Origin of the sequence: Glutamicibacter sp. M10, from assembly GCF_025452055.1 — a bacterium.
GTDB lineage: Bacteria > Actinomycetota > Actinomycetes > Actinomycetales > Micrococcaceae > Glutamicibacter.
In genome coordinates, this window is the sequence record NZ_CP104918.1 from 1231555 (window position 1) to 1244268 (window position 12714).

At 56.8% G+C, this 12714-nt stretch carries 12 protein-coding genes, 1 tRNA gene and 1 pseudogene; 8 read left to right on the top strand and 6 right to left on the bottom strand.

Annotated elements, in window-relative coordinates; translation table 11 throughout:
• The first annotated feature begins 203 nt into the window (after positions 1–203).
• The gene (locus N6V40_RS06025; RefSeq protein WP_262199401.1) at positions 204–878 is read left to right on the top strand and encodes an alpha-ketoglutarate-dependent dioxygenase AlkB family protein; all 675 of its coding nucleotides are present in this window, start codon (positions 204–206) and stop codon (positions 876–878) included.
• 100 nt (positions 879–978) lie between these two features.
• On the opposite strand, the gene N6V40_RS06030 is transcribed toward N6V40_RS06025, so the two are convergent.
• Positions 979–1842, bottom strand: coding sequence for an endonuclease/exonuclease/phosphatase family protein (locus N6V40_RS06030; protein WP_262199402.1), 864 nt, complete (start codon positions 1840–1842; stop codon positions 979–981).
• Positions 1843–1966: 124 nt separating this feature from the next.
• Here N6V40_RS06030 and N6V40_RS06035 point away from each other — a divergent pair, with 124 nt between their 5' ends.
• On the top strand, positions 1967–3193 hold the full coding sequence (locus N6V40_RS06035) for an MFS transporter (protein WP_262199403.1): 1227 nt from the start codon (positions 1967–1969) through the stop codon (positions 3191–3193).
• Here the strand turns inward: N6V40_RS06035 and N6V40_RS06040 are convergent.
• A complete protein-coding gene (locus N6V40_RS06040; RefSeq protein WP_262199404.1) occupies positions 3190–3615 on the bottom strand; it encodes a VOC family protein in 426 nt (141 codons plus the stop codon). The genes N6V40_RS06035 and N6V40_RS06040 overlap by 4 nt on opposite strands.
• 191 nt (positions 3616–3806) lie before the next feature.
• Between N6V40_RS06040 and N6V40_RS06045 the strand changes: the two genes are divergently transcribed.
• Together N6V40_RS06045 and N6V40_RS06050 are read left to right on the top strand one after the other, a co-directional pair.
• A tRNA-Ala gene (locus N6V40_RS06045) sits at positions 3807–3879 on the top strand.
• A gap of 216 nt (positions 3880–4095) precedes the next feature.
• On the top strand, positions 4096–4512 hold the full coding sequence (locus N6V40_RS06050; RefSeq protein WP_262199405.1) for a hypothetical protein: 417 nt from the start codon (positions 4096–4098) through the stop codon (positions 4510–4512).
• A gap of 105 nt (positions 4513–4617) precedes the next feature.
• Here the strand turns inward: N6V40_RS06050 and N6V40_RS06055 are convergent, their stop codons facing one another.
• A complete protein-coding gene (locus N6V40_RS06055) occupies positions 4618–5250 on the bottom strand; it encodes a GntR family transcriptional regulator (protein WP_262199406.1) in 633 nt (210 codons plus the stop codon).
• A 152-nt stretch (positions 5251–5402) separates the two neighbouring features.
• Between N6V40_RS06055 and N6V40_RS06060 the strand changes: the two genes are divergently transcribed.
• The 4 genes and pseudogenes from N6V40_RS06060 (at position 5403) to N6V40_RS06075 (ending at position 10421) form a co-directional block, all read left to right on the top strand.
• The gene (locus N6V40_RS06060) at positions 5403–6620 is read left to right on the top strand and encodes a sarcosine oxidase subunit beta family protein (RefSeq protein WP_262199407.1); all 1218 of its coding nucleotides are present in this window, start codon (positions 5403–5405) and stop codon (positions 6618–6620) included.
• A gap of 11 nt (positions 6621–6631) precedes the next feature.
• Positions 6632–6931 carry a sarcosine oxidase subunit delta gene (locus N6V40_RS06065; protein ID WP_262199408.1) on the top strand — a complete coding sequence of 100 codons (300 nt, stop codon included), beginning with the start codon at positions 6632–6634 and terminating at the stop codon, positions 6929–6931.
• A pseudogene (locus N6V40_RS06070) lies at positions 6928–9823 on the top strand (sarcosine oxidase subunit alpha family protein). The gene N6V40_RS06065 and the pseudogene N6V40_RS06070 overlap by 4 nt, the downstream one beginning before the upstream one ends.
• Positions 9816–10421, top strand: a complete 606-nt coding sequence (locus tag N6V40_RS06075; protein ID WP_262199409.1) for a sarcosine oxidase subunit gamma — start codon at positions 9816–9818, stop codon at positions 10419–10421. Before N6V40_RS06070 ends, N6V40_RS06075 begins: the two are co-directional and overlap by 8 nt.
• A 19-nt stretch (positions 10422–10440) precedes the next feature.
• Here N6V40_RS06075 and N6V40_RS06080 read toward each other — a convergent pair whose 3' ends face one another.
• From N6V40_RS06080 to N6V40_RS06090, 3 genes are all read right to left on the bottom strand, one after another.
• Positions 10441–10668 carry a hypothetical protein gene (locus N6V40_RS06080; protein ID WP_131089082.1) on the bottom strand — a complete coding sequence of 76 codons (228 nt, stop codon included), beginning with the start codon at positions 10666–10668 and terminating at the stop codon, positions 10441–10443.
• A gap of 4 nt (positions 10669–10672) precedes the next feature.
• Complete coding sequence (locus tag N6V40_RS06085) at positions 10673–11851, bottom strand: S8 family serine peptidase (RefSeq protein ID WP_262199410.1); 1179 nt, start codon at positions 11849–11851, stop codon at positions 10673–10675.
• A gap of 119 nt (positions 11852–11970) precedes the next feature.
• The gene (locus tag N6V40_RS06090; RefSeq protein WP_262199411.1) at positions 11971–12684 is read right to left on the bottom strand and encodes an SDR family oxidoreductase; all 714 of its coding nucleotides are present in this window, start codon (positions 12682–12684) and stop codon (positions 11971–11973) included.
• Positions 12685–12714 lie beyond the last annotated feature (30 nt).

Here is a 12714-nt window from a genome sequence, read left to right on the forward strand (position 1 = left end):
TTTCCCAGAGGTATCGCAAATGTTTCGGCTGTAATAATTCGAATAAAGGTTAACCTTCTGGAAATCTTCGAGTCGGTAGGAAGAAACACGACGACATTAGTGTGATTAGTGTTGCAAGGCACTGGGCCGGTCAACCTGCAAAATTCAGTGAGCGAATACACGGGAGCTTGCCGGTCGATGCCTGCAACAGGCACGCTGGGTACATGGAGTCACTATTTGATGACAGTGCCTTTGAACGCACCGGGGGACAAGTTCGTCCCGGAGCGTGGCACCTGCCCGGTTGGCTAAGCCCTACCGCGCAGGATTGGATTGTCGCACGCTTTTTCCAGTGGGGACACGGACCCGTTCCTCCCCACCGCACGCAAATTAATGGTCATCCCATGAGCGTGCAATCTTTAAGTTTGGGCTGGCACTGGAGTCCCAACCGGTACTCAAAAACCGCCGATGACCTCGGCGGTGCACCAGTGGCACCCATGGAACAATGGTTGGTTCGTTTAGGCCAGCAAGCACTCGCAGAAGCTACCGGTGATGCCGCACGTGCTGCCGCCTACCAACCGGACGCAGCCATTGTGAATTTTTATGATCAGCACGCCACGATGGGCATGCATCAAGATGCCGAGGAACGTATCAACGCCCCGGTGGTATCTCTTTCCATCGGGGACTCGGCAACCTTCCGGCTTGGGAATACGGAAAATCGCAATCGTCCCTGGCAAGAACTGCGCTTGGCTTCAGGAGACCTATTCATCTTTGACGGCCCGGCGCGCTTTGCCTATCACGGGGTGACAAAGATCCATCCGGGTACCGCCCCGGCCGACTGTCAGTTGGGCGCCGGACGCATCAACATCACCCTCCGACAGACCGGTCTGAGCGAAAGTTAGCTGCTTTAGCTATCCAAATCGACGGTGGCTTGCAGGGCGTAATGGTCAGAATCGCCAATCTCTAGGCGTTCAAGTCCGGCAGACTCGACCCCACGCAGCATCACGTGATCAATGCCCAGCATCGGGAAGGGGAGCGCGGCCAAGTCAAGGCCAGTCCCCACTTGCTGTATTTGGCCTCATCCATGGCCTTGGCAATGGGTGCAAAGTGACGGTCGGTGCTGGTGGCGTTAAAGTCACCGGCGGCAACAATCTTTGCTGATTGATCTTTGGAGACGAAGTTAGCCAGCGACGCTAGCATCATGTCGCGTTCATCGTGTCCGGTAGGACGTGCCGAGGCAGCATGAACTGAATACAGTCGCACGGTACTTTGCCCGGTATTCACATCAACGCGTAGGGCTCGATTCCAACCCAGCCCCAAATCTAGTGGTTCCGGGTTCTCCAGCGGGTAGGCACTCCACACTCCGACGGTACTGACCATGTACTTGTAAGGATGAGATTTGGCCAGTTCTTCACTGATCTGGTCTTCTTGGCCCTCGCCGATTTCTTGCAGAGTAATAACCTCTGCCCCTGCGTCAGCTAGCTCCTTGGCTGCCTGCACACCGGCTGATTCGTGCACGTTTTGGGTCGCGACTTTCAGGGCGGCCTGCGGTGCACGTTGGGTAGCGGGGATGAAGTTTGGTCCAAACAGGACCGCCCAGACAACCACCGGAACAAGTAGGCCGATGAAGCTAGCCCGGCCACGCACCACTAGAGCGATAAGGAATAGCACCGGGATACCCAGTCCTGCCCAGGGAGCCAAATTATCTACAACAAGTCCAAGTCCCAAGACATCGGGGATCTGTTGGTGGAATACCAAGAGCCCTGCCAGCGCTAGGCAGAGCAGAACAAAAAGATCCTCGCGATAATCAACGAGATCGGAAGGCGTTGGTGCGATGCATGAGACATAGGACTTAAACAGTGGCACAAAATACTGTGGGATTCGTAATTTTCAGCTGGAGAAGTACCCCGGCGATTCGACACAGTCACTACGATAGGAATAGAGCGCCGAGGATGCCGCGATCAAGCAACAGCCTAGAATTGAGTACTAAATGACTGCCTACCTGTCCGGCGGAAAATTATTATTGGCGATCCTCGCTCTGGCCATGGGTGGCTTTGGTATCGGCGTTACCGAATTTTCAATGATGGGCCTGCTTCAGGAAGGCGCCACCGATCTAAATGTCAGCAACTCACAAATGGGTCTGATGATTAGCGCTTACGCCATGGGTGTAGTTATTGGTGCGCCCGTACTGACCGCTATGGCTGCGAAAATCCCACGCAAGCGTGCGGTGCAGCTGCTGATCCTTTTCTTCACCCTGGCAAATCTTTCCTCGGCTTTTGCTCCTGATTACAACACCATGCTTATTACCCGTTTCCTTGCTGGGCTTCCCCACGGTGCGTACTTTGGCTTGGCCGGTGTGCTGGCCGGTAGCTTGGTTCCAGGAACCATGCGTGGCCGCGCCATTGCGTGGGTCATGCTGGGGTTGTCGGTAGCCAACGTCGGTGGTGTTCCGCTGGTAACCATGCTTGGACAGCAAGCTGGCTGGCGCTCAATGTTCTACATTGTTGCCTTTATCGGATTGGTGACCGCCGCACTGATTACGCTCTTTGTTCCATGGCGCAAGGTAGAAGCCGGAGCAAGTATTCGACGTGAACTTACCGCTTTGAAGAGTCCCCAGATCTGGTTGGCCATGGCCACCGGAATCGTGGGCTTCGGTGGTTTCTTCGCGGTGTATTCCTACATCTCCCCAACCTTGACCGAAGAGTCCGGGCTGGCCATCAACCTAGTACCTATTGCCTTGGCGCTGTATGGCCTGGGCATGGTGATTGGTTCTTTGATTGGTGGCCGCTTGGCTGACTGGTCGGTGTTTGGTGCCATCAAGCTTTCGAGCATCCTGATGGCTGCAACCATGCTGGTCTTCGCCGCTGTGGCTAGCTGGGTCATCCCAACGATGATCATGGTCTTCATTTTGGGTGCCGTTGGGTCCCTGTTGATTCCAAGTTTGCAGACCCTGCTGATGGACTCGGCACCGCATGCCCAGTCCCTAGCTGCCTCGCTGAATCACTCGGCACTGAACGTGGCTAATGCCTTGGGCGCGGCCTTGGGCGCGGCAGTGATTTCCGCTGGCTTCGGTTACCGTGCACCGTCGTTGGTGGGCGCAGGGTTGGCCGTCTTGGGCTTGCTCATTGCTTTGATTACGCAGATGCGTGCCAAGAAGATTGGCCTGCTCGTGGGCCGAGACGCTGTCGCGGCCCGCGAGCATACCGTTGCTGATTAGCCGCGAACAGCTGAAATATTGAACATCCAGACCACGCCGAACTTGTCGCGGAGCTGACCGAAGGAGTCGCCCCACGGGGCCTTCTCCAATGGCATTTCGATAGTGGCGCCTTCACCGAGGGTTTCCCACCACTTGTGGAGCACGTCGTCGTCGGCGGTGTTGGTGGCGTCGCTGCTTAGAGCGATGACGCCGTTGCCGGTGACGTTCATTTCTGGCGGGGTATCCGAGGCCATCAGGTGGATTCCGCGTTCAATGAACAGTGAAGAATGCATGATCAAATCAGCCGTAGCTGGATTGCCGTCGTTCATTCCCTCCTGGAAAGTCATCATCGATAGCTCGCCGCCGAGGGCTGCGTTATAGAATTCCATGGCTTCGCGGGCATCACCGGCGAAGCGAAGGTATGGGGTCATTCCAATGGCCATGGGAACGCGCCTTTCACTCAATGTCTGTTGGAACCGATCGGCCCCGAGATCATTCTTACCACTGTGCACGGACAATTAGAATAGTGGCCTGTGATTAGGGTCTCTGAGAGCGGATTTGGTGTTTTTCGATACCCTCCGGTAGAGTTTTATCTCGGTTCAACGATAGAAATATCAATGAATCCAACTCTATTGGGGGTATGGCGCAGTTGGTAGCGCGTCTGCATGGCATGCAGAAGGTCAGGGGTTCGAATCCCCTTACCTCCACAAATTTGAATAAAGATCTCTCGGTCAATTGACCGGGAGATTTTTCTTTTCCTCACGCGAATCCGAAGATCTCCTCTGGTTGGCTCCTAGGACCTTCAACGTTGGCCTAGGGTATCGGATTCTTTGTGTATGCAGGATGACAAGAACACTCGCTGCTCGGGGTAAATCATCCGCAAGTAGGGTGTACTTCCCAAGTGAAGGTGTGAAAATAAAAGAATGAATTCACGCTCGGGTCTCGTCCTTTTAGGCGCAGTATTTCTCGCTGTGCCATCGTTGGCTGGGTGTTCGATAGCGGACCCGCAGCGTGCTCTGACTCTGCAGGAGCTTGTAAACTCCGACAGCCAGGGATCAGTAGATGTCACGACTCAGCCGGAAGAAAATACTGAAATTGCCTGCGCAGCATCGGTGGATTGCGTTGAAAGCTACAGCACCACAGAGGCCAACTATTTTCGATTCGAGAGCAAAGACCGCGCCAAGGAATTCGGCGATACGCTTCAGGACGGGTTCACAATGAACTACATCGTCATGGACTTTGCGGGCAAAGACGCTTCTGTGGAGCACCAGCTATGGGCGATGCAAGAACTAGCAGGTACATGGAATGACTACGAAGGAGACTTTCCAGACCGTCGCTAGTGATCCTGCTTGATCGCTTCCCATGATGAACCCGAAATCGTGGCGAGGGGCCCAAGAGAATGGATGGTTCACGCGAGGCAGGTGAGAGGCACCGACAGGCGGAACCTAGAGTACTGCGCGCACCGAAGACTCGAAGCTGGCGATATGTTCGCGGGCAAGCTCGCTGGCGGTAGATGGGTCTTGATCCAGTACGGCCTGTAACAACGCCTGATGTTCGGCGATGTGTTCTTCAATGCTTGGCAAGCGATCCAAGGTCAGACACCAGATGCGGGTAGCTAGGTTGTCCAACCTGATCAGCGTCTCTTCCATGTGATGGTTTGCTGCAGCTTGGTAGATCAGCCGGTGTACCGCCAAATCATTTTCCATCAGCGTGCGCCGGGACTCATCACCCTTGAAGTTCGTAATGGCGTGCAGGGTCTGTTCAATCTGGGCACGTAACGATCCGCCGCCTAATGCTGCCGCGCGATCAGCTGCCAGTGGCTCTAGGGCAAGGCGGACTTCGGTGATGGCCGCAAGTTCAGTGATGTCCACCCGCGTGGCAAAGGTTCCGCGACGCGGATAAGAATGAACTAGATGGTCAACTTCCAAGCGCTTGAGAGCTTCGCGTAGGGGAGTGCGCCCGATGTTCAGTTCTTGCACCAAGGCAGCCTCATTGATCGGCTCACCTGGAGCAATGTCCAACATGATTAAACGGTCGCGCAGTATCTGGTAGGCGCGATCTGAGAGAGATTCACTCACTGAAGTCCTCCTGCTGTGCGTAGCATCCACGTAATTTTCGCCAACCCATTGACCGGGTTTCGTTTTCTATCATACAGTGAATTGCAGATTGATATATCAGTTGTCGGCAATTCATACATTGAAATGGTCCTGGCGGAGATTGGAGATTCACTGTGGCTGATCTGCTACCTGAGCACCCGGAGTTCCTGTGGGCGAACCCGGACCCTAAAAAGTCTTATGACGTAGTTATCGTCGGCGGAGGTGGCCACGGCTTGGCTACTGCGTACTTCTTGGCGAAGAACCACGGCATCACCAACGTGGCAGTCATAGAAAAGGGTTGGTTGGCTGGCGGGAACATGGCCCGCAACACCACCATCATCCGCTCGAACTACCTCTGGGATGAATCGGCTGGCATCTACGAAAAGTCACTGAAACTCTGGGAACAACTACCCGAAGATCTGGAATACGACTTCCTCTTCTCCCAGCGCGGTGTTCTAAACTTGGCTCACACCCTAGGCGACGTACGCGAATCGGTACGTCGTGTGGAAGCTAATAAGCTCAACGGGGTAGACGCAGAATGGCTTGACCCATCCCAGGTCAAGGAAGCCTGCCCCATCATCAATACCAGCGACAACATCCGCTACCCGGTCATGGGCGCCACCTGGCAGCCACGCGCCGGTATCGCCAAGCACGACCACGTTGCCTGGGCCTTCGCCCGCAAAGCCAATGAGCTGGGCGTAGACATCATCCAGAACTGCGAAGTCACCGGCTTCATCAAGGATGGCGAGAAGGTTACCGGAGTGAAGACCACCCGTGGCACCATCAACGCCGGCAAGGTCGCACTAGCTGGCGCCGGGCACTCCTCGGTACTGGCCGAAATGGCCGGATTTGAACTGCCCATCCAGTCCCACCCACTGCAGGCACTGGTCTCCGAACTCTTTGAACCGGTACACCCCACGGTAGTCATGTCCAACCACATCCATGTCTACGTCTCCCAAGCTCACAAGGGTGAACTGGTGATGGGTGCAGGCATTGACTCGTACAACGGTTACGGTCAGCGCGGTGCGTTCCACGTGATTGAAGAGCAGATGGCAGCGGCCGTGGAACTTTTCCCAATCTTCGCCCGAGCCCACGTATTGCGTACCTGGGGCGGCATTGTGGACACCACCTTGGACGCCTCACCGATTATTTCCAAGACCCCAATCCAGAACCTGTATGTGAACTGCGGCTGGGGCACCGGAGGGTTTAAGGGCACCCCGGGTGCTGGCTTCACGCTGGCACACACCATCGCCCACGATGAGGCCCATCCGCTAAATGCCCCATTTAGCTTGGAACGATTTGAAACCGGCCACCTGATCGATGAACACGGCGCGGCAGCCGTCGCACACTAGGAGCAGCCACCATGATGCTAATTGACTGCCCGCACTGCGGGCCACGCAATGAAAACGAATTCGGCTACGGCGGAGAAGCACACGTTGCCTATCCAGAAAACCCGGCCGAGCTAAGCGACAAAGAATGGTCTCGTTACCTGTTCTACCGCGGCAATAAAAAGGGCATTTTTGCCGAACGCTGGGTCCACTCCGGTGGCTGCCGCAAGTGGTTCAACGCCCTACGCGATACCGTCAGCTACGAATTTTTGGCCGTTTATGGCGCCGGCGAGGCGCAACCTGAGATCCAGCAGCTTCAAGGAGGCACCCGATGAGCAAGCCGCAACGTCTGAGCGAAGAGCTCAGCTCACGTGCCCGGATCAACCGAGACGAACCGCTGAACTTGAGCATCGATGGTCACCAAATCTCCGCCTTCCGCGGAGACACCGTCGCCAGTGCGATGTTGGCCAACGGGATTCGTGCCTGTGGTCCCTCGCTCTACCTGAAGCGCCCGCGCGGCATTCTGGCCGCCGGGGTAGAAGAGCCCAATGCACTGATTACCGTGGCTGCTCGTCATGAAGCAGACATCAACGAATCCATGCTTCCGGCAACGACCGTCTCGGTCACCGAGGGCGTAGCCGTTAGCCTGCTCTCCGGTTTGGGTGTGCTGGATCCAAATACCGACACTGCCTACTATGACCACGTACATGTACACACCGATGTCCTGGTGGTTGGTGCAGGTCCTGCCGGTTTGGCCGCAGCGCGTGAAGCCTCGCGCTCCGGCGCCCGGGTAATGCTCCTCGATGAGCGCCCCGAAGCTGGCGGAACACTTCTGGATACTGCCGGCGAGCAGATTGATGGACAGGATTCCACCGACTGGATCAGCGAAGTGGTCGGTGACTTGGCGCAGGCCGAGGAGACCACACACCTGCAGCGCACCACGGTTTTTGGCTCCTATGATGCCAACTACCTGGTGGCTGTTGAACGTCGCACCGTGCACCTCGATGCTGCGGTTGCACCCGGTGTTTCCCGCGAACGCATCTGGCACATCCGTGCCGGACAGGTCGTGCTGGCTACCGGCGCCCACGAGCGTCCGGTGGTATTTGAAAACAATGACCGCCCGGGCATCATGCTTGCCGGTGCGGTGCGCAGTTACTTGAACCGTTACGGGGTTCGTGCAGGGAGAAGATCGCGGTCTTCACCACCAACGACTCTGCCTACCAATTGGTCAGCGAATTAGCTGCCTCCGGTTCGGTGGTGGCAGTGGTTGATGCACGGCAGAACATTTCCGCCGCGGCCGCTCAAGCGGTAGCCGACGGGGTGCAAGTCATCTCGGGCTCTGCTGTGGTTGATACCGAAGCCAATGAGGAGGGGAGCTTTCAGCCATCTTTGTTGCCACCTTAGATGAACAGCGTGAGCTGGGCGAAGTAACCCGCATTGATGTCGACGTGCTGGCTGTGGCCGGTGGCTTCAACCCGGTAGTACACCTGCACTCGCAGCGCCAGGGCAAGCTGGACTGGAATACCAGCATTCATGCTTTTGTCCCCGCCAACGCGGTAGCCAAGCAGCATTTGGCTGGTGCCGTGACTGGACTGCTTGATACCGCTAGCGCCTTGTCCACGGGCGCTGCCACCGGTGCAGCCGCAGCGAGCGCTGCCGGTTTTGACACCGTTGCTCGGGTGCCACAGGCCCTGGATGCAACGATGGGTGAAACCCGTCCGGTCTGGCTGGTGCCCTCACGATTTGGTGATGACGCAGCAAACTACAAGTTCCACTTTGTGGACCTGCAGCGTGACCAGACAGTAGCTGACGTACTGCGCGCTACAGGCGCTGGCATGCAGTCGGTGGAACATATCAAGCGTTACACCTCGATCTCTACCGCTAATGATCAGGGCAAGACTTCCGGTGTAGCTGCTATCGGTGTGATTGCCGCGGTTCTGGGCATTGAAAACCCGGCCACCGTTGGCACCACCACCTTCCGTGCCCCGTACACCCCGGTGGCATTTGCCGCCTTGGCTGGACGCAACCGCGGGGACCAGTTGGATCCTGCACGGTTGACCGCCATGCATTCCTGGCATGTAGAGCACGGGGCAGAATTTGAAGATGTTGGACAGTGGAAGCGCCCTTGGTACTACCCACAAGCCGGCGAAGACATGGAAACCGCGGTTTACCGTGAGTCCAAGGCCGTACGTGAATCGGTGGGCATGCTTGATGCCACCACCTTAGGCAAAATTGAAATTCGCGGAGCAGACGCCGCAGAATTCCTGAACCGCATCTACACCAACGGCTACACCAAGCTCAAGGTTGGCATGGGGCGCTACGGCGTGATGTGCAAGCCCGACGGCATGATCTTTGATGATGGTGTAACCCTGCGTTTGGCTGAAGATCGCTTCTTGATGCACACCACCACCGGTAACGCTGCGGCGGTACTGGACTGGTTGGAAGAATGGTTGCAGACCGAATGGCCAGAGCTGGACGTGGTGTGCACCTCGGTGACCGAACAGCTAGCCACCGTAGCAGTAGTGGGGCCAAAGTCCCGCGAAGTAATCGCCAAGCTCGCCTCCAGCGTTGATGTCTCCAACGAAGCTTTTAAGTTCATGGCATTCCAAGACATCGTGCTGGATTCCGGGATTGAAGCACGACTATCGCGCATCTCCTTCTCTGGAGAATTAGCCTTTGAAATTGCCATCCCGGCTTGGCATGGACTCAAGGTTTGGCAGGACGTGTACGAGGCCGGCCAAGAATTTGGTATCACCCCCTATGGCACCGAAACCATGCACGTACTGCGTGCAGAAAAGGGCTTCATTATTGTCGGTCAGGACACCGACGGTACGGTCACCCCGCAAGATGCCGGTATGGATTGGGTTGTTTCCAAGCTTAAGGACTTTGTCGGTAACCGCTCCTACTCACGAGCAGATAACCAGCGCGAGGACCGCAAGCACCTGGTCTCGGTGTTGCCGGTAGATAAGAACCTACTCTTGCCAGAAGGTGCAGCACTGGTATCGGTGGAGGAACTGGCTGCCGAGGGGATCACCCCAATGGACGGCTGGGTCACCAGCTCCTATAACTCGGCTGCATTGGGCCGAACCTTTGGTTTGGCGCTAATCAAAAATGGGCGCAACCGCATTGGTGAAACCCTGCGAACCCCGGTAAATGGCCAGCTTGTTGAGGTCACCATCGGTGAAACCGTCCTCTTTGACCCGGAAGGAAGCCGTCGAGATGGCTAATGACACTTTGATCAAAAATGAAACACGTGTGTCCCCTGCAGCGCACCTGTACCAAGAAATGGCTGACGCTTCGGTGCCCGGGGCATTGTCGTTGAGTGAAGTTGCCTTCAGCACCAAGGTCTCGGTGCGTTGTGCACCGGGCAGTGCTGGCTTTGACGCCGTGGCAACAGCTACCGGTGTGGGTTTGCCTCAAAAGGTCGGAGAGGTGCGTGGTGAAGTGGATACCGTGGCAGTGCTCTGGTTGGGCCCGGACGAGTTCTTGGTGGCGGCCCCGGAGGATGCGCAACTGGCGGCTAAACTCGATCAAGCTCTAGGGGAAAATCCAGGACAGGTAGTGGACCTTTCGGCCAACCGCAGCGTGCTGGAACTTACCGGCGCTAAAGCCCCGCTGGTGCTACGCAAGAGCTGTCCGGCAGATCTTCATCCACGAGCATTTGCGGTGAATCACGCGATCACTACATCACTGGCTAACATTCCAGTATTGCTCTGGCGTACCGGTGAAGAAAGCTGGCGGATCATGCCGCGAGCTTCCTTCACCGAGCACACCGCGCGTTGGCTCATTGATGCGATGATCGAATTTCGTACCGAATCGATCTAGCCGGGTTAGCCTGGACGGGCTACTCGTCTAGTGCGCGGTAGGTGCGTTGGGCATCCACCGATTGCACGGAATCTAATCCACGTAACTGTGTAGCAACCTGCTCGCTGCCCTGACCAATAACTTGGCCCAGGGCAGCGAGCACTCGTTTAACTTGTAAACCGTGAGATTCAAGTTCACTCACCGCGCCGGTGGCTTCAATGCCTTCGGCCAGCGTGATGACATATACCGGTAATTCAGAGTCGGACATGAGCCTAGCTTTCTGCGCTGGTGGGGGCTTGGGCCAGGCCGGCACCCACATCGGTGGTCGGCAAAGACAGGCTGCGAGCTTCTTGGACTAACTTGTCCCACAGTTCTTGGGCTCGTAGTCCGGTGGATTCGGCCAGCAGTGCAGCAAGCCCGGCCACATGCGGGGTAGCCATGGAGGTACCACTGATGGTGTTGTAGCGTTGCGAGCCTGGCCACGAAGAATAAACATCTACACCAGGACCGGCAATGTCCACCTCGCCGCCCTCGGTGCTGATCGCTTGGGCCGAGAAGTCAGCGACCGCCAGTTTTGAGTCCACCGCGGCCACCGCCATGATGTACGGGCTATTAGCTGGTGCACCTACAAAGCCGGGGTTTCCCGCGGACCGCTGGGCATTGTTGCCGGCGGCGGCCACGATCAAAGATCCTAGTTCCAAGGCGCGCCGGCCTGCGGTGACATAGGGCGGGTGCACGGTTTTAACATCTGCGCCCAGAGACATCGAAATGACTTGGCATTTGTTTTCCAAGGCCCAGTTAATGCCAGCGAGGATAGTGGAGTCAGAACCTGAGCCGTCGGCGCCGAGCACCTTGCCGGCAAAGATATTCGCCTCGCTGGCCACGCCATAACCCGGGCCTTGCTCAGGAGTGCGTGGTCCACAGGAGGTGCCGATGCAGTGGGTTCCATGACCGTGGCTGTCGGCAGCATCTTCGCCGTCCACCAGGGATTTGGTGGTGACGTTGCGTCCGGCAAAATCCGGGTGGTTAGCATCAAAGCCGGTATCCAGAACCGCGAGGTTGATGCCCTTGCCGGTGTAAGAGCTGAGATCTGCGCCCACAGCTTGCAGTCCCCAAGTGAACTGCCCCGTGTCGGTGAAACTGTCCTTGGCTACAGCATCCGGAAGGATGCGGTAGATCAGTTCGGGTACCACCTCGGCTGGCAATTGGTGGCCTGCGCAGCGTTGGCGGAAATCATCAAGCTGGTCAGCTTTGCTGGTGACCACCGCGATGCCCAACATTGGGAAGTACTCGCTGATGGAGTAGCCCTGTTCGGTTAGCAGTTGAGGAACTTGCTGCTCGCGAGCTTCGGCAGCGATGCCCGGGGTTGCCGGATCCGCCGAATCAAAGATGATCACAAAGCGGTCGGGAACTTCGGTGGCTGCTGAGCGTGGAGAGTTTTTGCTGAACATGTCGGGCTCCTTGCTGGTTCGTGGACGTTGCACCTGCGAGTGCTTCGTACTGTACAAGCAAGGCCCGACAAGTCACCATGCCCGCCGTCCAATACCCAGCGAGCTTTTACTTGGCTGCTTTACTTGACCTGTGCCAGCTGTGGGTACAAGGCTTCCAAAGGAGCAGAAAGTCCGGACTTCACCTGAACCGAGGTTTCGTCAGCTAGAACTTCAAATTCTCCAGCCTCGGTAGCGTCAAGCACCTTGGTCACCAGAACTGATGGATCCAGTTTTGGTTCGGTGGCATGCGCCGCCATTGCGGTATCAACGTAGCCCACGTGCACGCCGACTACTTGAACGCCTGCTGGCTGCAGTTCGAGGCGCAGGGAGTTGGTCGCTGACCACAGGGCTGCCTTGGTAGCCGAGTAGATCCCTGCCACGGCGTACCAGGAGAGCGCCGAGTGGATATCGATGATCGCGGTGTTCCCGCCCTTGGCCGAAAGCACTGGTGCGTAGGCACGAGCCAGGAAGAGTGGGCCGAGGAAGTTGGTCTCGACATTGGCCCGGATTTCTTCGTCGCTCTGGACGAGGATTTCTGAGGTGCTTACGCCTGCGCCTGCGTTGTTGATCAATACGGTGACATCTGGTGCGGCTTCGACGGCGGCCTTGATGGATGCAGAGTCGGTGACATCCAGGGTCAGCGGTACAACACGCTCGTCATCCCAAACTTGTGGGTTGCGGGCCGAGGCGTAGACCTTGGCTGCGCCACGGGCCAGAGCTTCGCGGACAAAGTGTCCACCGATTCCGCCGTTTGCGCCGGTGACTAGAACTACTGCATCTTTAAGTGAAGTCATGAGAATGCTTCCTACTTTCTTTCGTGAATT